We start from the raw sequence: 22,097 nt of genomic DNA, 5'->3' as shown, positions 1-22,097 counted from the left end.
GACCCGGCCGCCCCCGGCGCCCCGTCCTCAACTCATCGTCGGGTCCCCCTTGATCAGTGCGAACGGGGCGCCCCACGGGTCCTGCAACGCGGCGAGGCGGCCGACGCTCGGGACGTCGGTCGGCGGGATCTGCACCCGGGCGCCCAGCTCGGTGGCCATCTCGAAGGTCGCGTCGCAGTCGGTGACGCCGAAGTACGGGTGCCATTCGGAGACGGCGCCGGCCTCCAGATGCTCGCTGCCGAGCTGCATCACACCGCCCTGGCCGGTGTCCTCGCCGCGGCCGGCGGCGGGCGCGGACACGATGTCGTAGACCGCCCCGCCGCCCATCGGCATGGACCGGTAGCTCCAGGAGAAGACCGTGCGGTAGAACTCCTCGGCCGCCGCGCTGTCGGTGGTGTACAGCTCCGTCCAGCACAGGGAGTCGGGCTCCATGACGGTCTGGAGGCCCAGGGTCTCCCGGGGCTGCCAGACGCCGAAGTCGGCGCCGGTCGGGTCGGTGAAGGCGGCCATGCGGCCGGCGGTGAAGACGTCCCCGGGCTCCATCCGCACCTCTCCCCCGGCCGCCACGACGGCGCGGGCGGTGGCGTCCGCGTCGGCGGTGTGGAAGTAGACCGTCCAGGACGACGAGGCGCCCGGCTCGGTCAGCGGCCCGATCGCGCCGACGGTGCGGCCGTCGCGCTGGAAGAAGCCGTACCCTCCGGCCTGCGGGCCCGCGGATTGGTGCGTCCAGCCGAAGACGGCGCAGTAGAACGCGGCGGCGCGCTCCACGTCAGGGGTACCGAGGTCGATCCAGTTGGGCGTGCCCGGTACGTAGTCGGTGGTCAGCATGGGTCCTCCGGGGTCCTTCGCCTTGCGCGTACGGGTGACGGTGCGGTGCCGGGACGGCGTTGCGGTCGGCCTGCCGTGACCTGCGCGGACGGCGCACGGCGACGACCATGGCCGACGCCCCGCACAGTGATGACACACCGTCACCGCGCGGGGAGTTCCGGCCGGTTCCCAGCATGGCAGGGGGCACTGACAGTCGCCCTCCGTACACGCGGTGGCCCGTGATTCCGGGGCCCGGAGCGACGGCGGTCAGCGGGCCCCGAAGCGGGAGCGCAGCTCCCTTTTGAGGATCTTTCCGCTGGCGTTGCGCGGCAGCGCGTCGACGAACAGGACGCGCTTGGGCACCTTGAACCCGGCGAGCCGGGACCGTACCGCGTCGATCAGCTCCCGCTCCCCGACCGGTCCGTCCGCCGCGCCGTCCGGTACGGGCGCGCGCACGACGACGGCGGTGACCGCCTCGATCCACCGCTCGTCGGGCAGGCCGATCACCGCCGCCTCCGCCACCTGCGGATGCGTGTACAGGGCGTCCTCGACCTGGCGGGAGGCGACCAGCACACCGCCGGAGTTGATGACGTCCTTGACCCGGTCGACGACGGCGAAGTACCCGTCGGCGTCGCGTACGGCCAGGTCACCGGAGTGGAACCAGCCGCCGCGGAACGCCTCGGCGGTCTCCTGCGGTTTGTCCCAGTAGCCGCTGCAGAGCTGCGGGGAGCGGTAGACGATCTCACCGCGTTCGCCGTCGGGCACCTCGCGGCCGTTCTCGTCGACCACCTTCGCCTCGACGAAGAGGACCGGGCGGCCGCAGGAGTCCATCCGTCCGGCGTGTTCCCGGGGGCCGAGGACGGTGGCGAGCGGGCCGATCTCGCTCTGTCCGAAGCAGTTGTAGAAGGCGAGTTTGGGCAGCCGGGAGCGCAACTGCTCCAGGACCGGTACCGGCATGATCGACGCGCCGTAGTACGCCTTGCGCAGTCCGCGCAGGTCACGGACGGTGAAGTCCGGGTGGCGGGCCAGGCCGATCCACACCGTGGGCGGCGCGAACAGGCTGTCCACCCGGCCGGTCTCCACCAGGGAGAAGAGCTGCTCGGCGTCGGGCCCGTCCACGAGCGTGTTCTCGGCGCCGACCGCCAGATAGGGCATCAGGAAGACGTGTAGCTGCGCCGAGTGGTAGAGCGGCAGCGCGTGCAGCGGCCGGTCGGTCTCCTCCAGGTCGAGGGCGACGACGGCGCTGGTGTATTCGTGCACCAGGGCACGGTGCGTCATCATCGCGCCCTTGGGGAGCGCGGTGGTCCCGGAGGTGTAGAGGAGCTGGACGAGCGTGTCGCCGTCGTCCCCGGGGAGGTCGTCGGGGTCCGCCTGCGGGGCGTCCCGCCGTGCCGCCGCGATCCGGGCGAGCAGTCCGTCCGGGGCGTCGCGCAGCGGCAGGGCGGGCAGGCCCTCCGGGAGCCGCGCGGCGAGGGCGGGGTCGGTCAGGACGAGGGAGCTGCCGGACTGGTCGAGGAGGTAGCGCAGGTCCTCGCCGGTGAGGGCGTGGTTGACGGGGACGTGCACCAGCCCCGCGCGGGAGCAGGCCAGGAAGCCGATGAGGTACGCGTCGGAGTTGCGCCCGTAGGCGGCGACCCGGTCGCCCGGGGCGAGGCCGAGGCCGCGCAGCACCCGCGCCGCGGCGGTCACCGCGTCGTCCAGTGCCCGGTAGGTCCAGGCGCGGTCGGCGTACCGCACCGCCGTCCGCCCGGGCACCCGCCGTGCGCTGCGCCGCAGGACCCCGTCGACCGTGTTGCTCCGCGCTGCCGTCATGGCGCGATACTCGGCTCCGGCCCGGCCCTGGTCAAGGCAGCGGGCAGAGGCGCCGCGGCGGGCGCGGGCCCGGCCGGAGGTTCCCGCCCCGGCCCCGGAACCCCTACGGGTACGCCGGGCCGCCGCATCGCCGCCCGAACAGGCCGTACCGTCTGCGCCCCGCTCAACTGCCGCCCGGATGAGGTGGTTTCGGCGGCCCGGCCCCTTAAGGGGCCGCCCGGCGCGGCGTCCGGGAGCGGTCAGGGTGCGGCTCATCCCGCCGGCGGACGTCCCGGCGGTGTGCGGGCCGGATGCTGGGACGAGTCCCGGCGACCGCCGGGACCGCGATGGGCGGGGCGGCGGTGGCGCCGTAGCCGGGGAAGGGGAGAGAACTCATGGTCAGGAGCGGTCCGCGCGGCGGTGGGGCGGACGAGGCCGGCCGGCGGCCGGAGGTGCGGCGGAGTCTGCGGCGCGTCCGGGGGCTCGTCGGCTGGTACGTCGTCCTCAGTCTGCTGACGCTCGGTGGCGTCATCGTGCTGCGTGACGATCCGGCGGCGGTGACCGATGCCGTATGGGTGCGGGTCGTCATCGTCGCCGCCACCTCGCTGCTGATGGCCTCCTTCGCCGCGGGGGCGGCCCGGGGCGACCGCCGGGCGTATCTGCGGCTGCGCATGGCCTCCGGGGTGATGCTGGTGGCGGTGGCGGTGGTCGTGGCGCTGCCCGGGGCGTTCCCCGGGTGGCTGCGGTGGGAGCAGGCCGGATGCGGTGTGCTGCTGGCCGGGGTGGTGGCCCTGGCGAACGGCGGGCGGCTGCGGGCCGCGTTCGCCGCCCGGTAGCGGGGCGGTGCGGGGCGCCACCGGGCGCGGCCCTACTCGGTCGGTTCCCGGTCCGCCCAGTACGGTGCGCGCAGCCGTCGCTTGTAGAGCTTGCCGTTGGGGTCGCGGGGCATGGCGGCGATGAAGTCGACGGACTTGGGGAGTTTGTATCCGGCCAGTCGCCGGGCGCAGAACTCCAGGACCGAGGCGGCGAGTTCCGGTCCCGCCGGGTGACCTTCGGCCGGTTCGACGACGGCCTTGACCTCCTCGCCCCAGTCGTCGTGCGGGATGCCGAAGGCGGCGGCGTCGGCGACGGCGGGGTGGGCGAGGAGGACGGACTCGATCTCGGCGGGGTAGATGTTGACGCCCCCGGAGATGATCATGTCGATCTTGCGGTCGCGGAGGAAGAGATAGCCGTCCTCGTCCAGATAGCCCAGGTCACCGACGGTGAAGAAGTCGCCGACGCGGCTGCGCCGGGTCTTGGCGTCGTCCTTGTGGTAGCGGAAGCCGCCGGTGCGCATCTTCAGGTAGACGGTGCCCAGCTCGCCCGGGGGCAGGCGGTTGCCGTCGTCGTCGAGGACGGCGAGTTCGCTGATCGGCCATGCCTTGCCGACGGTGCCGGGCTTCTTGAGCCAGTCGTCGGCGGTGGCGAACGCGCCGCCGCCCTCGCTCGCCGCGTAGTACTCCTCGACGCAGCCGCCCCACCAGTCGATCATGGCGCGTTTGACGTGGTCGGGGCAGGGCGCCGCCCCGTGGATGGCGTGCCGCATCGAGGTCACGTCGTACCGGGCGCGGACCTCGTCGGGCAGCGCCAGCAGCCGGTGGAACTGGGTGGGGACCATATGGGTGTGGGTGGCGCGGTGGGTGTCGATGAGCCGCAGCATCTCCTCGGGCCGCCAGCGGTCCATCAGGACCAGCCGGTGGCCGATGTGCAGGGAGGCGCCGGCGAACTGGAGGACGGCCGTGTGGTAGAGCGGCGAGCAGACCAGGTGGACGTTGTCGTCGAACGGCCGGATACCGAAGATGCCGAGGAAACCGCCGAGATGGCTCTCCTCGGGCGGGGTGCCGGGCAGCGGGCGGCGGATGCCGCGGGGGCGGCCGGTGGTGCCGGAGGTGTAGTTCATGACCCAGCCCAGGGTGCGGTCGTCGGGCGGGGCGTCGGGCTGTCCGTCGAGGAGGTCGGCGTAGGGGCGGAAGCCCTCGGCGGTGCCGACGGCGTAGCGCCGGTCGGCGGGCAGCGCCGCCTCGTCGGCGGCGGCGCGGGCGGCGTCGGCGAACCGCTCGTGGGCGATCAGCACCTTGGCGCCGGAGTCCGCGACGATCCAGGCGATCTCGGGCCCCACCAGATGGTGGTTGACGGGCACGAAGTAGAAACCGGCCTGGGACGCGGCGAGGTAGGCGGTCAGGAACTCCACGCCGTTGGGGAGGACGGCGGCGAAGGCGTCACCGCGGGTCAGTCCGGCGGCGCGCAGTCCGTGGACGAGGCGGTTGCCCGCGGCGTGCAGGCGGCCCGCGGTCCACTCCTCGCCGTCGGGGGCGATCAGTACGGTGCGGCCCGGGTCGGCGGTGGCCTGGGCCCAGAAGCCGGTGGGCGGTGCGGGGCGGTCCGTCATCGTGCTGCCTCCTCGGCGGGCGGGTTCCAGGGGGTCGCGGAGGGCGGAATGCGCGCCCCTAGGCGCGGCCCGCGATGCGGTTGATGCGGTCGATGGCCTTCTCGAAGCCGCGGGTGAGGTCGTCGAAGACGGCTTGCACACTGCGTTCGCTGTTCATCCGGCCGACGATCTGGCCGACCGGCGTCCCCAGCAGCGGTTCGACCTCGTGGCGCTGGATACGGGAGTTGGCCTCGGCGACCAGCAGTCCCTGGAGCGGCATCGGCAGGGTGCCGGGTCCGTCGGCGGCGTCCCAGGCGTCGGTCCAGGCGGTGCGGAGCTGGCGGGCGGGTTTGCCGGTCAGGGCGCGGGAGCGGACGGTGTCGCCGGGGCCGGCGGCGAGGAGTTTGGCGGTCAGCCGCCGGGAGTGGAGTTCGGCCTCCTCGGTGGTGAGCCAGAGCGAGCCGAGCCAGACGCCCTGGGCGCCGAGAGCGAGTCCGGCGGCGATCTGTTCGCCGGTGCCGATGCCGCCGGCGGCGAGCACCGGCAGCGGATCGACGGCGGCGACGACCTCGGGGGTGAGCACCATCGTGGCGATCTCGCCGGTGTGGCCGCCGGCCTCGTAGCCCTGGGCGACGACGATGTCGATGCCGGCGTCCCGGTGGTGGCGGGCGTGGCGGGGGCTCCCGGCCAGCGCGGCGACGCGGATGCCGCGGTCGTGGGCGCGGGCGATGACGTCGGGCGGCGGGGAGCCGAGCGCGTTGGCGAGGAGCTTGATCGGGTAGTCGAAGGCGACGTCGAGCTGACCGCGGGCGACCTCCTCCATCCAGCCGGTGATCCGCCAGCCGGACGCCTCGCCCTCGGGCAGCGGCGGCACGTCGTACGCGGCGAGGAGCCGGGCGACGTGCTCGCGGTGGCCGTCCGGGATCATCGCCTCGACGTCCGCCTCGGTGACGCCCTCGACCTTGCGGGCGGGCATGACGACGTCGAGTCCGTACGGAAGTCCGTCGGTGTGGGCCGCCATCCAGTCCAGGTCGCGGGCGAGTTCGCCGGGCGCGGTGTAGCGGACCGCGCCGAGGACGCCGAAGCCGCCGGCGCGGGTGATCGCGGCGGCGACGGCGGGGAACGGTGTGAACCCGAAGACGGCGTGCTCGACGCCCAGCGTGGTGCTCAACTCGGTCTGCATGGGCGCAGGATGCCGCAGGGCGGCGGAGGAGGGAAGAGCTTTTCTGACGCAGCGTCAGTTCTGCTCGGTCCGGCGCCGCGCCTACTCGGCCGGCCCGGACCCGGCGTCCTCCTCCCGCTCCGGCGCCGGACCCGACAGGACCCGGTGGGCGTTCTCCTCCGCGGCGCGTTCGAAGCGGTCGCCCGGGTCGCTGATGCTCAGGCCCTGGCCGTTGTCGGTACCGGCGACCGGGCCCTGGCGCTGCTGGATGACATGGGTGAGTTCGTGGGCGAGGGTGTGGCGGTCGCCGCCGCCGTCCCCGATGACGATGTGGTTGCCGGAGGTGAAGGCACGGGCACCGACCTCGGCTGCGGAGCTGCGGGCCGCCGGGTCGGTGTGGACGCGCACGTCGGAGAAGTCGGCGCCGAGCCGCGACTCCATATCGGTACGGGTCTCCTCGTCCAGCGGCTTGCCCGAGGTCCGCAGCACCTCGTGGACGGCGGAGCGCTGCACGGCGGGGTGCCCGCAGCCGGGACCGTGACTGTGCTCCTCCTGGGCCCAGGCATGGCCGTCCGCCCGGAGCATCTGGACGACGGCGGCGTTCCCCGCGGAACGCTGGAGGGCCGCCAGCGCCTGGGGCGAGGCGGCGGCGCCCCGTTCCGGCACCACGGGGGGCCGGACGGCCGCCGGACGGGCGGGAGAGACGGTGGGGGCGGGCCGGTCGGCAGCGTCGCGGGCGTGCATGGGATCCCTCTACGGAGCGGGGTCGGGTGAACCTCCTGGATACCGGGCGGCGCGCCGGAACGCCATGGCCGCCGGGGCAGCACCGGCGACCGGACAGGCAGCGTCCGGCGGGCCGGACGGGCAACGCCGCGCCCCGGCCGGCCGCCGGACACCGGCGGCTGAATCCCCCGCGACATGCGGCGGGGTGTCTTGACCGCCCCCCGGCCCGGTCCTAGCCTCCGGCCGACCCCGCCCCCGCTTCGTCCCCTCGTGAGGTGCCCTGTGCGTATTCCTCCGCTTTCCCGTCCCGGCCGTGCCACCGCCGCGCTGACCGCCGCGGCGGCCTGCACGGCCGGCCTCCTGGCGGCCACCGCCCCGGCGTCGGCGGACCCGGCGCCCGCCGCCCGGAGCGGCGTGGAGCGGTACCCCGATCTGGCGCCGACCCCGCCGATGGGCTGGAACAACTGGTCGTACTACATGTGCGACGTCAACGAGAAGGTGATCCTCGACAACGCGCGGGCGCTGGTGCGCACCGGGCTCGCGGCGAAGGGGTACGACACCGTCACCGTCGACGACTGCTGGACGCTCAGACAGCGCGGCCCGCGGGGCGAGTTGGTGACCGATCCGGAGAAGTTCCCGCACGGCATGGCGTACGTCGGGCGTCAACTGCACCGGATGGGCCTGAAGTTCGGCATCTACGGGGACGCGGGGACGCTGACCTGCGAGAAGTACCCGGGCAGCCTGGGCCACTTCCAGCAGGACGCCGATCTGTTCGCGAGCTGGAAGGTCGACTACGTCAAGTTCGACGGCTGCAACGTGCCGACGGCGCCGGGCCGCACCAAGGAGGAGACCTACCGCGACGTCTACGGGCAGATGAGCCGGGCGCTGCGCGCCACCGGCCGCCCCATGGTCTTCTCGGTGTCCGCCCCGGCGTACTTCCAGTACGACGGCGACGCGCTCTGGCACCAAGTCATCGGCTGGTCATCGGAGGTCGGCAATCTCTGGCGGGAGGGGCGCGACATCGCGGTGGAGAAGCACAGCCCGGCCGCGAAGTGGTCCTCGATCCGCTACAACTTCGACTACAACGCGCAACTGGCGGCGCTCCAGCGGCCGGGCCGGTGGAACGACCCGGACTTCCTGCTGGCCGGGGACTCGGGGCTGACCGAGACGGAGATCCACAGTCAGATGGCGCTGTGGGCGGTGATGGCCGCCCCGCTGATCTCCAGCACCGATCTGACCCGGCTCTCCCCCGCCGCGCTGGAGGTCCTCGGCAACGAGGAGATCATCGCCGTCGACCAGGACCCGCTGGGCGTCCAGGGGAAGCTGGTCCACCACGACGAGGACACCGCGGTGCTGTCGAAGCCGCTGCGCGGCGGCGACCGGGCCGTGGCACTGTTCAACGCCGGTGACACGCCCCGGACGGTGTCCACCACGGCGTCCGCCGCCGGACTGCCCGCCGCCCGTTCCTACCGGGTCCGCGATCTGACCACCGGCCGCACCACCCGCACCACCGGCCCCCTCACCGCCACCACGCTGGCGCCGCACGCGACGGCGCTGTACCGGGTGAGCGCGGGGTGAGACGGGCACGGCACCGGCGGGCGGGACGGGCCCGGCCGCCGGTGCCGTGCGCCGGGCCGTTCCGTACGGCTCCGGGCGGCGGCCCGGCCCGGGCTGTCGGCCCCCGGCCACCGCGAAAGCGCGCCACCGGAGGGCCGAGGCCACCGGTCGGCCGGCGGGCGGACCGTACGGCGGGTGGCGCCCGGAGGGTCCGTCCCGCACCGCGGCCCCCTCTCACGGGCCCTGCCGCGGCCGGTCGGCCGTCACCACGTAGTAGTCGAGGACGCCTTCCTCGTAGGCGCGCAGGAAGTTGCGCGGCCAGGTGTCCGGGGCCCACCAGCGGGCGAGCCAGCGGTCCCAGCCCGGCCAGACGTACCGTCCGATCGACGCGGCGGAGGTGTGGGTGAGTCCGGCGGCGGTGAACGCGCCGGTGAGGGCGGTCACCGGGCGGGCGATGTCGAGGCCGGTGGCGAAGGTCTCCAGCAGCCGGGCGAGGCGTGCGGGGTGGCCGGGCGCGTCGTCCACCGTGAAGAAACCGGCGACCACCGCCCGGCCGCCGGGGCGCAGTACCCGCGCGGTCTGCGCGGCGAAGGCGTCGAGGTCCGGGAAGTGCTGGGCCGCCTCCACGCAGAGGACCACGTCGAACCGGCCGTCCTCGAACGGCATCCGCTCGGCGGCGCCCCGGACGAACCGCAACCGCTCGGGCGCGTCCCGCAGCAGCTCCGCCTGCGCCGCCCGCGCCCGGTCGAGCTGGCGCGGATGGATGTCCATACCGGTGACGGCGGCGGGCCCGTACTCCCGCAGGGTCAGCGCGCAGCCCATGCCGAGTCCGCAGCCCACTTCGAGGATGTCCGCGCCCGGCCGTGGTCCGGCGGTGGTCAGGACGTGCCGGTAGAGGTCTTCCTGGCTGCGGATGCGGTCCGCCGTGCCGGGCGGGCGGGCCGGGTCGGGAGCGCGCCAGTACCCGAAGTTGATGAACCCGCCGCCGAAGATCGGCTGCCCGGCCAGATCGCCCGGGCCGTAGGTCTCCCGCACCACGGGCCGCATCGCCGGCCCCGTCTCCCGCGCACCGTCCGTCATCCGTGCCGCACCTCCTGGAATCCGCGCCGCGGGCGGCGGTCGCCGCCCGGCCGGGACAACGGGCGGGGCGGGCCCGGGGTGACGGCCGGGCGGGCGCCGGAGAGCCTCAGCGCTCCGCACCGCTCAGGTCGTCGGAGTGCCCGGCCGCCAGGCGGGGCCAGTGCGGGATGGGGCGGCCGTCGCGGCGCAGCCGGATGTCGCCGACCGGTTCGCCCTGGTACCGGGGCCAGCCTTCCGGGGAGTCCTCCCACAGCTCCTGACGGCCGTAGGCGGTGAGGTCCATGAGGTGGTAGTTGTTGTCCATCACCTCCACACCGCGCAGCGTCGTCCACCAGGTCTCGAAGACCCGGTCGCCGTCCCGCAGGTAGCTCACCAGGTGCATCATGCCGACGGTGCGGCCGGCCAGCAGCCGGTCGGCGGAGGGCAGCGCGGAGTACCAGGGCATCTCCCAGCCCAGGAAGTCGCGGTAGCGCCTGCTCTCGTCGTACGGGCCCTGGCAGAGGACCGCGTAGGTGATGTCGCGTGAGTGCAGATACGACAGTTCGCGGACCTGTCCGGCGCACCAGGTGCAGCCCTCGCACTGCTCGGCGGCCGGATGGCCGGGGCGCCACATGAAGTAGTACGCGAGGAGCTGCCGGCGGCCCTCGAAGGCGTCGAGGAGGGTGAGCGGCCCGTCCGGCCCGGTCAGTTCGAGGCCGGCGTCCACCTCGGTCATGGGCAGGCGCCGCCGGGCCGCGGCGATCGCGTCGCCCTCGTGGGTGTGGGCCTTCTCCCGCTCCCGCAGTCTGCCGAGTGCGGCCTCGAAGGTGGTCCGGTCGGTCACCGGCGGCAGTGCCGGGGCGCGGTCAGTCATGTCCGTCCGCCTCTTTCATGCGTTCCTGTCCGTTCGTCTCTTCCGCGAGTCGTTTGACGCTCAGCAGGCGGCTCTCCCACGAGCGGCCGATCCGGTCCAGCTCCCGGGCGAGTGCGCCGAGCCGGGCGCCCACCGCGAGGTGGACGACCTCACGGCCGCGCTGTTCGGACTCGACGAGGCCGACCTCACGCAGCACGTCGAGGTGTTTGCCGATCGCCTGCCGGCTCACGGGCAGCTCCCGGGCCAGCGCCGACGCCGACTTCGGTCCCTGTCCGAGCCGGGTGAGGATCTCCCAGCGCGTCGGGTCGCCCAGCGCGGCGCATATGGCGGGGGGCGCGGCGGTCATGCCCGGGCCTCGACGTACGTCTTCGCCGCGGCGAGTTCGGTGAGCCAGCCCTTGTCGTTGCCCTCGCGCTCCTTCAGCCAGGTGGCGGGGTCGTCGGAGAGGCCGGAGAACCCGCTCTCCACGACGCGCAGCGTCACCCCGCCCTCGTCGCGCTCGTCGATCCGGAACTCGACGAGGGTCGAGGCCGTCGCCCCGTCCCGGTACGGCGTGCCGATCCAGCGGAAGGCGGCGTAGCGCGGTTTGTCGAGGGCGACGGTGGTGAAGCGGAACTCGCCGAGCGTGGGGTGGCGTACGACGGCGACGTCACCCTCGTACCGCAGGTCGGGCTCGGCCTCGACGGTGCCGTCGTTGATGTACCAGCCGGGGCGTGCGACCAGCTCCCAGACGCGTTCGGCGGGGGCGTCGATGTCGATCTGCCGGGCGATCCGGTCCAGCTCGGCGAGTTGCCCGGCGGTGGGGGTGGCGTCGGTCATGGGGTCCTCCTCGCGACATTTGCTGCAACTCAAAGGTTGCACATGTCGCGCGGGGGTGCAACCACCGGGTTGCACCGGTGGGCGGAGAGGGCGCCCCGTCTCACCGCCGTACCCGTGGCATCCCCAGCCCGATCCAGGTGATGATCTCGCGCTGGATCTCGTTGTTGCCGCCGCCGAAGGTGAAGATGACGGCGGAGCGGTAGCCGCGTTCCAGGTCGCCGTGGAGGGCGGCGCCGGCGGAGCCTTCCTTGAGAGGGCCCGCGGCGGCGAGGATCTCCATCAGCCAGGCGTAGGCGTCGCGGCGGGCCTCGGAGCCGTGGACCTTGACGGCGGAGGCGTCCTGCGGGGTGAGGGCGGCGCGTTCGAGGGCGTCGACCATCTGCCAGTTGAGGAGTTTCATCGCGCCGAGCGCGACGTGGGTGCGGGCCAGGCGGTTGCGGACCCAGCCGAGGTCGATGACGCGGCGGCCGTCGGCCAGACGGGTGGCGGCGGCCCAGCGCCGGACGTCGTGGAGGGCGCGGATGGCCATGGTGCCGTGGGCGGCGAGGGTGACGCGTTCGTGGTTGAGCTGGTTGGTGATGATCCGCCAGCCCTCGTTCTCCCGGCCGACGCGGCGGGTGGCGGGCACGGTGACGCGGTCGTAGTGACTGGCGGTGGTGTCGTGCGAGGCGAGGGTGTTGATGAGGGTGCAGGAGTAGCCGGGGTCGTCGGTCGGGACGAGGAGCAGGGTGATGCCCTTGTGCGGCGGGGTGGCGTCGTCGGCGGCGCGGGTGCGGACGGCGAGCCAGACCCAGTCGGCGGTGTCGCCGTTGGTGGTCCAGATCTTCTGGCCGTCGACGACGTAGTGGCCACTGTCCTCGTCGCCGACCCGGACGGCACGGGTGCGCAGTGCGGCGAGGTCGGTGCCGGCGTCCGGTTCGCTGTAGCCGATGGCGAAGTCGATCTCGCCGGCGAGGATACGGGGCAGGAAGTACGCCTTCTGCTCGCCGGTGCCGTACTTCATGAGGGTGGGGCCGACGGTGTTGAGCGCCATCAGCGGCAGCGGTACGCCCGCCTGGGCCGCCTCGTCGAAGAAGACGAACTGCTCCATCGGCGTCATCCCGCGGCCGCCGTACTCCTTCGGCCAGCCGACGCCGAGCCAGCCGTCGGCGCCCAGCCGCCGCACGGTGTCGCGGTAGAAGCGTTTGCGGGCGGCGGGGTCGGCGTCCTGGGCGTAGGTGTTCTCGGGCATCAGCGCGGCGAAGTAGCCGCGCAGTTCGGCGCGCAACCGCTGCTGTGCGGGGGTGTATGCGAGGTGCACGGCCCCTCCCCTTCGTCCCGTAACCGCGTACGTTCCGTCAACGGCGGCCGGTCCGACGGTTTCTGACGGTCCGTCGGATACCGGAGCCGTGGGCACAGTAGAACGCGTTACAGGAATACGGAAGGGAGTGCGCGGCCCGGCTCAGGGCGTGTGCGGCGCCGGGACGGGGTCGGGGGCCGGGCCGGGCGCCGGGCCCGGGGTCGGCGGGGCCGGATTCGGCGGGACGGGGTCGGGCTCGGGCGCCGGGACGGGGCCGGGCACGGGATCCGGTCCCGGTGCGGGTACCGGTCCCGGCCCTGGGCCCGGGGTCGGACCGGGCGGTCCGGGACCCGGGCCCGGTGTGGGCGGCACGGGGTCGGGGCGGGTCGGCCCGGGCGGCTGCGGGACGGTCATGACGGCTCCTCCTCGCGGCTCGGCGTGTGGTCCTTCACACGGGCGCCTGCTCACTCCCGCCGCTCCGTACACCCGGCGCCCCGAGGGGCGGCCCGTCCGCCGCGTGCGGCCCCTCCCTCTCACCGTGCGCCGCTCCGGGGCGCGCCGCGACCGGGCGGGAAAAGGGGCGCGCCCGGCAGGTTCGGGGGAATACCGTGCCGGGCGCGCGTACGGGGGCGGGTCAGCCGTCGAGGAGGCCGTTGGTGTCGAGGACCTGGCGGATGGCGCGGCCGGAGGCCAGCTCCTCCAGGGCGTCGTTGATGCCGGTCAGCGGCAGGGTGCCGGTGTGCATCAGCTCGACCGGCATCAGACCGGCCCGCCACAGGTCGAGGAAGCGCGGGATGTCCCGGCTGGGCACCGCGTCCCCCATGTACGAGCCGAGCAGCGACTTGCCCTCCCCGGCGAAGGCCAGCGCCGGGACCTCCAGCGTGCGGCCGGGCGCGGGCAGCCCCACCGAGACGACCTTGCCGCCGCGGCCGACCGCGTCCAGGCAGGCGGCCATCACCGCGGGCGAGCCGACCGCCTCGACGGCGATCTCCGCGCCGCCGCCGGTCAGCTCGCGGATCGCGGCCGGCGCCTCGTCGGGGGCGTACGCGTGCGAGGCGCCCAGCCGCAGCGCCAGGTCGCGCTTGCCGGCGACCGGGTCGACGGCGACGATCGGGTACGCCCCGGCGGCGCGGGCGCCGAGCACCGCGGACAGGCCGACGCCGCCGAGCCCGTAGACGACGGCGGACTGGCCGGGGCGCAGCGCCGCGGTGTTGATGACCGCGCCCGCGCCGGTGAGAACCGCGCAGCCGAACATCGAGGCCACGGCGAACGGCACGTCGCGCGGGATCGGGACGAGGGATTCCTGGGCGACGACGGCGTGCTCGGCGAAGGCGGAGACGCCGAGCTGGTGGTTGACCCGCTCCCCCGCCGCGTCGGTCAGCAGCGACGGGCCGTGCAGCAGCCCGCCGGAGCCGTTGGCGGCAGCGGCGGCGGCGCAGAGCGCGGGACGGCCCTGGGCGCAGTCGGCGCAGGAGCCGCAGCTCGGTACGAAGACCAGCGCGACGTGGTCGCCCGCGGCGACCCGGCGGACCCCGGGGCCGGTGCCGACGACGACGCCGACCGCCTCGTGGCCGAGCGCCATGGGCAGCGGGCGGACCCGGTCACCGTTGACGACGGAGAGGTCCGAGTGGCACAGCGAGGCCGCGGCTATCTTGACCAGGACCTCGCCCTCGCGGGGTGCGCCGAGGGTCAGCTCCTCGACGGCGACCGGCGCGGTGGTGGCGTAGGGGCGGTCGGTGGAGACGGCGCGCAGGACGGCGGCACGGGTTTTCACGCGGCCACCTCCGCCCGCGGCGCGCAGCGCAGCACCTCGCGGCTCTCCAGCAGCGGGACGATCCTGCCGAGGACGAGGTCGTGGAAGTGCGCGGAGGCGCAGTGCGCGGTGAAGTCGGCCTCGGTGCGGTACTCCTCGTAGAGCGCGAGGTCGCGGGGGTCCTCGGTGCCCTGGTGGACGCGGTAGCCCAGGCAGCCCTCCTCGGCGCGGGAGGCGGTGGCCATGGCGTCGAGGAGCGGCAGGACGGTGTCCTGGGCGTCCGGCAGGGTGCGGTAGCGGGCGATGACCACGTAAGTCATGGGGTGCTTACTCCTGGAAGGGTGAGTTCGAGGGCGGGCCCGGTGGGGTCCGGTGCGGGCGATCGCGAGGCGGAGGGGGGAGTCGGCGGAGCGTCGGCGGCGCCGCGAGGGGCCGTGCCGGACCCCACCGGGCGGGCACGGCCCCCGACTCACCCCTCCGGGGGTGCGACGGGCCTCTTGAGGGCGGACGGCGGGACCGGCGGGAGCTGGTCGCGGCGCAGATGCCAGAGGCGGGGGTCGGAGGTGGCGGCGGCGCTCGCGCCCTGGGCCAGGGCCAGCGCCACGTCCGCCGGGGACTCCACGAAGCCCGCGGCGATCGACGGGGACATGGCGCGGCGGGAGGTGGCGTTCATCCGGCCGATGATCGGGGCGGGCATGACCTCGACCAGGTCGGGGGCGCCGCGCGAGACGGCGTCCAGGGAGCGGCGCAGGTTGGACCGGTCGGTGACGAAGACCTTCATGACGGTCAGCAGGCCGAGCGGGCGGCCCTTCTCTATGAGGGAGAGCCGGGTGCTCACCACGCCGTGCGCGCCGAGGTCCTTGAGGAATTCCAGCGCGCCCCGGTCCTGGGCGAGGCCCGGACTGGAGTCGACGTTGACGAACACGGCCTTCCCCGCCCGGCCCAGCGCCGGGACGACCTGGGGCAACTGCCCCACGGCGAACGACGCGAGGATGCACATCCTGGCCGGTGCCGTCAGGAACTGGCGCAGCGGCTGGCTGCCGACGACCGACGCGACGACCGGGACCTCGGCGAGGACCGAGGTGAGCCGGGGGTCGAGCGGGGCGCCGGACCGGGGAGAGGGGGCCATGGCGGAGCCTTCCGGTGCGGGGGCCATCCCCATCGGGAAAGGACGGAGGGGCGGGGCCGCCGGGCGGCCCGGTGGAGCCGGGCCGCCCGGACGTACTTCGGTCAGCTCAGCGGGGACGTCCCGAAGCGGCTGGGCAGACCCAGTTTGCCAGGGTTGAGGATGCCCGCAGGGTCCAGGGCCTGCTTGACAGCGGTGAACGTCGCGAAGCCGGCGCCGAGCGATTCCTCCAGGTAGGGGCCGCGCAGCAGTCCGCAGCCGTGGTGGTGGCTGAGCGCCGCGCGGTGCTTGATGAGGACGGCGTTGGCGGCGTCCCACACCGCGCGGTACCAGTCGCGGCGGCTCTCGGGCGCGACGTCGCCGCGGAGCGAGAAGTAGACGCAGGCGCCGTCGGTGTAGGCGTGGGACTGGTGGGCGGAGGCGGCGAGGGTGCCCTCGACGGACTGGATGGCGGCGACCACCTCGTCGTAGATGACCGGCAGGTCGGTCCAGGACGCGGCCATCTCCAGGGTGTCGGCGACGAAGCCGGGCCCGGGGGTGAAGCCGTCCGCGGACTTGCCGACCAGCATCCGCTCGTCCAGCCAGCGCGCGAAGACCGCGTCGCTGTCCAGCTCGGGGCCGTACGCGGCGCAGACGTCGGCGGCCACCGCGATCGAGGCGTCGACGATCACGGGGTCGCCCTCGTCGGCGATGAGCAGCAGGTTGGTCTCGGGGTGGCCGAAGTGGGTGCCCGACTCCAGGGTGTCGTACAGGCGCAGGACGGCGGGGGTCGCGCCGCGCTGCATGATCTTGCGGCAGGCGTCGAGGCCCTCGGCGAAGGTGGCGAAGCCGTAGGCGACGGCCTTGGCGTAGGCGGGCAGCGGGTGGACGCGCAGCCGGGCGCCGACGATGACGCCGAGGGTGCCCTCGGAGCCGATGAAGAGCTGGCGCAGGTCCGGGCCGACGGCGGCGCGGGCGTAGTCGCCGTAGGTGGCGCGGGTGCCGTCGGCGTGGATGACGTCGAGACCGACGACCATGTCCTCGATCTTGCCGTAGCGGGTGGAGAGCTGGCCGGCGCCGCGGCAGGCGATCCAGCCGCCGACGGTGGAGACGGCGAACGCGGACGGCCAGTGGCCGGTGGTGACGCCGTACTCCTCCTGGAGCTGCTTCTCGAAGAGGTCGCCGAACATGCCGGCCTGGACGTCGACGATGTTGGACTCGGCGTCGAAGCCGGTGATGGCGTCGAGACCGCAGACGTCCAGGACGACGCCGCCGAAGACGGGCAGCGCCGCGCCGGTGACGTTGGAGCGTCCGGCGGACGGGGTGACGGGGATGCCGGCCTCGTGGCAGATGCGCAGCACGGCGGCGATCTGGTCGGCGTCGGCGGCCTCGACGATCACGGCGTCGGGGGTCGCCGGGCGCCCCTCGGTCTCGCCGATCATCGAACCGGCCCACCAGTCGCGGGTGCGGGTGACGACCTCGTCGCGGGCGGTGTGCACCGCGCGGGCGGCGCCGCGCAGCGCCGCTATGACGGCCTCGGGGACCTCGACCGGGTCGTTCTGGAGCGCGGCCGGGCCGTCGCCGACCGGCCGGTCCTTGGCCCACTTGGCGAAGCTGGGGGCGCCGACCGTGTAGTTGCCGCGGTTGAAGGGGTGGGTGATGGTCTGACGGCTGATCATGCTGCTGCTCCTTCGAGGAGGACGGTCTTTTCGTGGCGGACGGAGTCGAGGTACGCGGCGACCGAGCGGTCCACCTCGTCCTGGGTGAGGCCCAGTTCCTGCCCGAGCAGGGCGCCGACGGCGGGCGCCGCCGCGGCGGAGGCGTCGCGGTCGAAGAGCCGGGCGCGGGTGCGGCGGGAGAGGACGTCGTCGACGGAGCGGGCCAGTTCGGCGCGGGCCGCGTAGACGACCTCGGCCTTGGTGTAGGGCAGTCCGGCGACGACGGGTGCGGCGAGCGCGGGGTCGTCCTGGATCAGGTCACCGACGAAGCGGGCCTCGGTGCCGTAGCGCTCGCCGAGGTGGGCGGCGAGGCCACCGGAGGCGGCGACCGCCTCGGCGTCGTAGCCGGCGCCGCCGAGCAGCGGCAGCTTGACGGTGCGGCTGGGGGCCTTGCGGCCGAGGACGGTCATCACCTTGTCGATGACCAGCTCGCCCATGTGGCGGCTGGTGGTGAGCTTGCCGCCGGTGACGGTGACCATGCCGCCGGTGCCGACGGTGATGTGGTGGTCGCGGCGCATGTCGAGGGTGGCGCCCTCCTTGCCGCCGACCAGCGGGCGCAGCCCGCCGATGGAGCCGACGACGTCGTCCGGGGTGAGCTTGCCCTCGAAGGCGGTGTTGGCGCCCTCCAGCAGGAACTCCATCTCCTGCCGGGTGCAGTGCACGTCGTCCGGCGAGCCCTGGTAGTCCTCGTCGGTGGTGCCGAGGACGACGCGGTCGCCCCAGCGGGTGCAGGTGGCCCGGCGGGCGCGGCCCGGGATCGGCACCGTGACGGTGCAGTTGATACGGACCTTCTCCCACGGCACGACGATGTGGACGCCCTTGGCGGGGCGGACCTGCGGGGCGTGGTGCTCGTCGGCCATCGCGTCGACCTGATCGGCCCAGACGCCCGTGGCGTTGACGACGGCGCGGGCGCGCACGTCGAACGTGTCGCCGTCGGCGGTGACCCGGGCGCCGGACGCCTTGCCCCCGCGCATCAGCAGCGCGGTGGCCGCGGCGCCGTTGAGGACCTTCGCGCCGAGGGCGGCGGCGGTGCGGACGAGGGTCAGGACGAGGCGGGCGTCGTCGGTGCGGGCGTCGAAGTAGACCAGGCCGCCCTTGAGGTTCTCGGCGCGCAGCGTCGGTGCCTGCGCCAGGACCTCGGGGACGGTCAGGCGCTGGTGGAGCTTGCCGATGCGCCAGCCGCCGACCAGGTCGTACGTCCACAGCAGGCCCTCGAAGCCCTTGGCGAGGCGAGCGTCGAACACCCCTTCCTTCTCCAGGATCGGGAAGAGGAACGGCAGCCGGTGCACCAGGTGCGGGGCGTTCTTGCGGAAGCGGTGGCGCTCCAGGAGGGAGTGGCGGACGAGGTTGACGTTGCCCTGCTCGATGTAGCGCAGACCGCCGTGGATCATCTTCGAGGACTTGGAGGAGGTGCCGGAGGCGAAGTCGTCCTTCTCGATCAGCGCCGCGCGCAGTCCGCGGGAGGCGGCGTCGAGCACGGCGTACGCCCCGGTGACGCCGCCGCCGATGACGAGGACGTCGTAGGTCTCGTCGGCGAGGTCGCGCTTGATGGCCGCGCGGTCGAGCAGCAGGGCCGAGCGGCGGGTGGCCGCGGCGCTGCGCCGCGGCTTCCGGGCGGGCATGGTGATCACAACATCAACTCCTGGTGTTCCTGGGCGACGGTCCGGGGGTCGGCCGGACCGTCCGGGCGACGGCGCGCGGGCCGTCAGTGGGGGGCGTGCGGGGGCAGGGCGCGTTCGTGCAGGTGGGTGGCGAGCAGGTCGTACCAGTCGGCGCGGCTGCGGTCGCGGTCGGCGGCGCCGAGGGCGGGGGTGAAGATCCGGCCGCGCGGCTGGGCCTCCACGACCTCGCCGAGCGAGGACCACAGGCCCTGGGCGACGCCCGCGAGGTAGGCGGTGCCGCGCAGGCTGGCGGTGGCGGAGTCGGCGGCGCGCTCCAGCGGCAGTCCGGTCAGATCGGCCTGGATCTGCATCAGCGGGTCGCTGCCGGAGACGCCGCCGCCGACCCGCAGCCGGGTGAAGGGCGCGCCCATGGTGTCGGCGACGCCGTCGATGAGGTCGCAGACGGAGTGGGCGATGCCTTCCAGGACGGCGCGGGCGAGGTCGGCGCGGGTGGTGGCGAGGGTGAGTCCGGTGAGCGCCGCGGTGGCCTCCGGGTGCCATACGGGCGTACGGACCCCGGCGAGCGCGGGGACGAAGCGCGGGGTGCGGCCGGGCCGGGACGGCACCCGCCCGGCCTCCTCCCCCAGCTCCTTCGGGGAGGCGAAGAGGCCGAGGTCGTCGCAGAGCCAGCGCAGCGCGGAGCCGGCGGTGGAGGTGTACGCCTCCAGGCTGAAGTGGCTGGTGTCGCCCTGCCGCCGGCCCGGTTGGGCGAGCACCCCGGAGATGTCGGGCCGGGGCAGGGCGGGTTCGGTGCCGGTCGCGGCGTCGACGAAGGCGCCGGTCCCGTACATGCACATGCCCTGGCCGGCTTCGAGTCCGCCGAGGGCGATGAGGGCGGCGTGCTGGTCGCCCATGGACGCGGCGACGGGGACGGCGATGCCGAGGGCCGCCGGGTCGGTGGTGCCGAACCCGGCGTCGTCGGAGCGGAGTTCGGGCAGCAGGTCGAGGGGGAAGCCGAGATGGCCGATCCACTCCTCGTCCCAGGCGTGCGCGCCGAGCAGGTAGCCGCCGCTGGACGCGGCGTTGGTGGGGGTGGTGGCGTGGACGGCGCCGCCGGTCAGCCGCCAGATGAGCCAGGTGTCGACGGTGCCGAAGCGGAGGCGTCCGGCGCGGTGGGCGGCGGCGACCCGGGGGTGCGCGGCGATCTGCCGGGCGGCCCAGAGGAACGGGGCGCGGGCGCCGACCGGCCGGCCCTGGCGGGCCAGCAGCCGGGCGTCCCACTCGGCCTCGTAGCCGGTCAGCTCGTGGGCGTAGCGGCGGTCCTGCCACACCACGGCGGGCAGCAGCGGTTCGCCGGTGGCGGCGTCCCACAGCATCGCGGTGGCCCGCTGGGTGGAGAGGGCGACCGCGGTGATGCCGATGGAGTCCTCGCGGGCGGCGGCGACGGCGCGCCGGGCCACGTCGAGGGTGGCGGTCCAGATCTCGGCCGGGTCCTGCTCGACGGCCAGGTCGTCCGGGTGGCTGACCGCGATCGAGCGGTAGAACACCTGGTGGGCGGCGCCGGAGTCGAGGACGACGCCGGCCCGGGTGCCCGTGGTGCCTTCGTCGATGGCCAGCACACCGCGCCGGCCGGCGGCGCCGGTGAACGTCTGCGTCATAGCGGCCCTTTCACTTACGAGCGTGCGGTACGGGGGCGAGCGGGGACCATCGTGTGCCGGGGCGGGTGCCCGGCCCGGGTCAGCGCGCGGGGGCGGCGGGGGCGGATTCCGGGGCGGCGGCCAGATCCTGCGCCGCGGCCTCGTCGGGGGAGATCCCGGCCTTGGTCGGGTCCCACTTGATGACCAGGCAGGTGATCAGGCCGAGCAGCGGGACGACGGAGAGCACCAGGAAGGTGCCGGCGAGCCCGAGCCCGTCCTTGATCTGCGGGAAGACGTACAGCCCGACGACGCTGCCGAAGCTGCCGACCATGCCGGTGACGCCGGTGCCCAGGGCCCGTACGTCGCTGCGGTACGAGAGCGCGGCGATGGACTTGCCGTTGGCGCCGGGGCCGGCCGCGTGGCAGAGGATGAAGACCACGGGCAGCAGGAAGGCGACGGCCAGCGGGACCTTTCCGAAGGTCAGGCCCATCGCGACGAGGGCGACGAAGACCCCGGCGAACCCGGCGGCGGAGCTGAGCCGCAGGCCCAGGCGGCGCCCGGCGTAGGCGGAGAGGAGACCGCCGACGATGCCGAAGGCGTTGAAGACCATGGAGCCGACGGTGGCCTTCTCGAAGCTCTCACCGAAGATCGACAGGCTGATGACCGGCAGGTACCAGCCGACCGCGAAGTACTGCATCGACTGCCCCAGGGAGATCACCGAGGACAGGACGGTACGCGGCAGATAGGCGCCCTTGAAGAGGACTCCGGCCTGACGGAAGCCGGGCGCCGGGGCGGCGGTGGCGGCGCGGGTGGCCTCGTCGGGGCGTCCGGCGACGGCCTCGATGCCGTAGAGCTTGCCGAGGTTGGCGACGGCGTCGTCCAGGCGTCCCTTGCCCGCCAGCCAGGTCGGGCTCTCCTTCAGCATCGCCCACTGGCCGATCAGCAGCGCGACGGCGACGACCGCGGCGGAGCCGACGGACCAGCGCCAGATGTCCGCACCGACGTCCAGGTGGAAGAAGAGCAGCGCGAGGGCGAGATTGCTGGTGGTGGCGACGTACCAGACGGCCTGCCAGAGGTTGAGGCGGCCGCCCTGCTTCGCGGGCGTGTACTCGGCGAGCAGCGCCATCGCCACCGCGAAGTCGATGCCGTACGCGACGCCGACGAGGACGCGGCCGAGCCAGACGGTGGTGAAGTCCCCGGCGAACGCGGCGAGCAGGGCGCCGGCGATGGCGAAGACCTTGGCGAGCAGCAGCGGGGGGACCCGGCCGAAGCGGGTGGCGAGCCAGCCACCGGCCGGGTTGAAGAGGATGGCCAGCGCCGGGGCGGTGGCGGTGAGGACCGAGACCTGGGTGCTGGTCAGGTGCATCTGGGTCGTCATCGGGCCCAGACCTGCGCTGAGCGCGGCGTTGGAGTAGGCGTCGAGGAAGAGCCCGCCGAAGACGAGGAACCAGACGACCTGCGCACGGCCGGTGATCTTTCCCAGGCCATCGATGAGGCCGACGACGTCGGCGACGCCGTTGACGCTCGGACGTTGTGCCATGAATCCGCCTCTGAAGGAAGGACCCATCGGTGGCGGGGAAAGACAGAAGACAGGCATGACGAAACCACCGACAGGTGGTCTATGTCTGTGCCTGTCCAAAAATCTGCGGAAAGCGCCGCAGCACGTTTACTGCAAAGTACGAACTACGAGCGAGATTAAGAACGGATCAGAAAGCCGTCAAGAGTTTCACCGGGGTTACCTGAATGTGACGGTCAGGCTGCGCAAAGTGGCCGCGGGGCTCCGCCAAAGCCGCTCCGACCTGGCC

At 74.0% G+C, this 22,097-nt stretch carries 18 protein-coding genes and 1 pseudogene; 2 read left to right on the top strand and 17 right to left on the bottom strand.

Annotated elements, in window-relative coordinates; translation table 11 throughout:
- Nucleotides 1-27 precede the first annotated feature (27 nt).
- Entirely contained in the window at nucleotides 28-828 is an 801-nt protein-coding gene (locus ACGH2B_RS26095; protein ID WP_399094697.1) for a VOC family protein, read from the bottom strand.
- A gap of 246 nt (nucleotides 829-1,074) precedes the next feature.
- Nucleotides 1,075-2,619, bottom strand: a complete 1,545-nt coding sequence (locus tag ACGH2B_RS26090; protein ID WP_399094694.1) for an acyl-CoA synthetase — start codon at nucleotides 2,617-2,619, stop codon at nucleotides 1,075-1,077.
- A 374-nt stretch (nucleotides 2,620-2,993) separates the two neighbouring features.
- On the opposite strand from ACGH2B_RS26090, the gene ACGH2B_RS26085 reads away from it, so the two are divergent.
- Complete coding sequence (locus tag ACGH2B_RS26085; protein WP_399094691.1) at nucleotides 2,994-3,434, top strand: hypothetical protein; 441 nt, start codon at nucleotides 2,994-2,996, stop codon at nucleotides 3,432-3,434.
- 32 nt (nucleotides 3,435-3,466) lie between these two features.
- Here the strand turns inward: ACGH2B_RS26085 and ACGH2B_RS26080 are convergent, their stop codons facing one another.
- The 3 genes and pseudogenes from ACGH2B_RS26080 to ACGH2B_RS26070 form a co-directional block, all read right to left on the bottom strand.
- The gene (locus ACGH2B_RS26080) at nucleotides 3,467-5,026 is read right to left on the bottom strand and encodes an acyl-CoA synthetase (protein WP_399094688.1); all 1,560 of its coding nucleotides are present in this window, start codon (nucleotides 5,024-5,026) and stop codon (nucleotides 3,467-3,469) included.
- Nucleotides 5,027-5,084: 58 nt separating this feature from the next.
- Nucleotides 5,085-6,188, bottom strand: coding sequence for an NAD(P)H-dependent flavin oxidoreductase (locus ACGH2B_RS26075; protein ID WP_399094686.1), 1,104 nt, complete (start codon nucleotides 6,186-6,188; stop codon nucleotides 5,085-5,087).
- Nucleotides 6,189-6,278: 90 nt separating this feature from the next.
- Nucleotides 6,279-6,911, bottom strand: a pseudogene (locus tag ACGH2B_RS26070) (DUF4157 domain-containing protein); the annotation flags it as partial.
- A 261-nt stretch (nucleotides 6,912-7,172) separates the two neighbouring features.
- On the opposite strand from ACGH2B_RS26070, the gene ACGH2B_RS26065 reads away from it, so the two are divergent.
- Nucleotides 7,173-8,468, top strand: coding sequence for a glycoside hydrolase family 27 protein (locus tag ACGH2B_RS26065; RefSeq protein ID WP_399094683.1), 1,296 nt, complete (start codon nucleotides 7,173-7,175; stop codon nucleotides 8,466-8,468).
- 213 nt (nucleotides 8,469-8,681) lie between these two features.
- Here ACGH2B_RS26065 and ACGH2B_RS26060 read toward each other — a convergent pair whose 3' ends face one another.
- From ACGH2B_RS26060 to ACGH2B_RS26005, 12 genes are all read right to left on the bottom strand, one after another.
- Nucleotides 8,682-9,527 (bottom strand): class I SAM-dependent methyltransferase, encoded by an 846-nt coding sequence (locus tag ACGH2B_RS26060; RefSeq protein ID WP_399094680.1) that lies wholly within the window; start codon nucleotides 9,525-9,527, stop codon nucleotides 8,682-8,684.
- A 106-nt stretch (nucleotides 9,528-9,633) separates the two neighbouring features.
- A complete protein-coding gene (locus ACGH2B_RS26055; protein WP_399094677.1) occupies nucleotides 9,634-10,380 on the bottom strand; it encodes a DUF899 family protein in 747 nt (248 codons plus the stop codon).
- A complete protein-coding gene (locus tag ACGH2B_RS26050; protein ID WP_399094675.1) occupies nucleotides 10,373-10,726 on the bottom strand; it encodes an ArsR/SmtB family transcription factor in 354 nt (117 codons plus the stop codon). Before ACGH2B_RS26050 ends, ACGH2B_RS26055 begins: the two co-directional genes overlap by 8 nt.
- The gene (locus tag ACGH2B_RS26045) at nucleotides 10,723-11,199 is read right to left on the bottom strand and encodes an ATPase (protein WP_399094673.1); all 477 of its coding nucleotides are present in this window, start codon (nucleotides 11,197-11,199) and stop codon (nucleotides 10,723-10,725) included. The genes ACGH2B_RS26050 and ACGH2B_RS26045 overlap by 4 nt, the downstream gene beginning before the upstream one ends.
- A gap of 100 nt (nucleotides 11,200-11,299) precedes the next feature.
- Nucleotides 11,300-12,499 (bottom strand): acyl-CoA dehydrogenase family protein, encoded by a 1,200-nt coding sequence (locus ACGH2B_RS26040; protein WP_399094671.1) that lies wholly within the window; start codon nucleotides 12,497-12,499, stop codon nucleotides 11,300-11,302.
- Between the two features lie 613 nt (nucleotides 12,500-13,112).
- Nucleotides 13,113-14,252 (bottom strand): zinc-binding dehydrogenase, encoded by a 1,140-nt coding sequence (locus ACGH2B_RS26035; protein ID WP_399094668.1) that lies wholly within the window; start codon nucleotides 14,250-14,252, stop codon nucleotides 13,113-13,115.
- Nucleotides 14,249-14,551: a putative quinol monooxygenase gene (locus tag ACGH2B_RS26030; protein WP_399094665.1), complete on the bottom strand. Its 303-nt coding sequence runs from the start codon at nucleotides 14,549-14,551 to the stop codon at nucleotides 14,249-14,251. The genes ACGH2B_RS26035 and ACGH2B_RS26030 overlap by 4 nt, the downstream gene beginning before the upstream one ends.
- 149 nt (nucleotides 14,552-14,700) lie before the next feature.
- Complete coding sequence (locus ACGH2B_RS26025; protein WP_399094662.1) at nucleotides 14,701-15,360, bottom strand: glycerol-3-phosphate responsive antiterminator; 660 nt, start codon at nucleotides 15,358-15,360, stop codon at nucleotides 14,701-14,703.
- A 101-nt stretch (nucleotides 15,361-15,461) separates the two neighbouring features.
- Nucleotides 15,462-17,015 carry an FAD-binding oxidoreductase gene (locus ACGH2B_RS26020; RefSeq protein ID WP_399094659.1) on the bottom strand — a complete coding sequence of 518 codons (1,554 nt, stop codon included), beginning with the start codon at nucleotides 17,013-17,015 and terminating at the stop codon, nucleotides 15,462-15,464.
- Nucleotides 17,012-18,685 (bottom strand): FAD-dependent oxidoreductase, encoded by a 1,674-nt coding sequence (locus ACGH2B_RS26015; protein ID WP_399094656.1) that lies wholly within the window; start codon nucleotides 18,683-18,685, stop codon nucleotides 17,012-17,014. The genes ACGH2B_RS26020 and ACGH2B_RS26015 overlap by 4 nt, the downstream gene beginning before the upstream one ends.
- Before the next feature lie 74 nt (nucleotides 18,686-18,759).
- Entirely contained in the window at nucleotides 18,760-20,313 is a 1,554-nt protein-coding gene (locus ACGH2B_RS26010; protein ID WP_399094653.1) for an FGGY family carbohydrate kinase, read from the bottom strand.
- Nucleotides 20,314-20,392: 79 nt separating this feature from the next.
- On the bottom strand, nucleotides 20,393-21,832 hold the full coding sequence (locus ACGH2B_RS26005) for an MFS transporter (protein WP_399094650.1): 1,440 nt from the start codon (nucleotides 21,830-21,832) through the stop codon (nucleotides 20,393-20,395).
- Nucleotides 21,833-22,097 lie beyond the last annotated feature (265 nt).

Origin of the sequence: Streptomyces sp. BBFR2, assembly GCF_044497305.1 — a bacterium.
In the GTDB taxonomy this organism is placed as follows: domain Bacteria; phylum Actinomycetota; class Actinomycetes; order Streptomycetales; family Streptomycetaceae; genus Streptomyces.
This window is presented reverse-complemented; position numbering and strand designations above follow the sequence as displayed.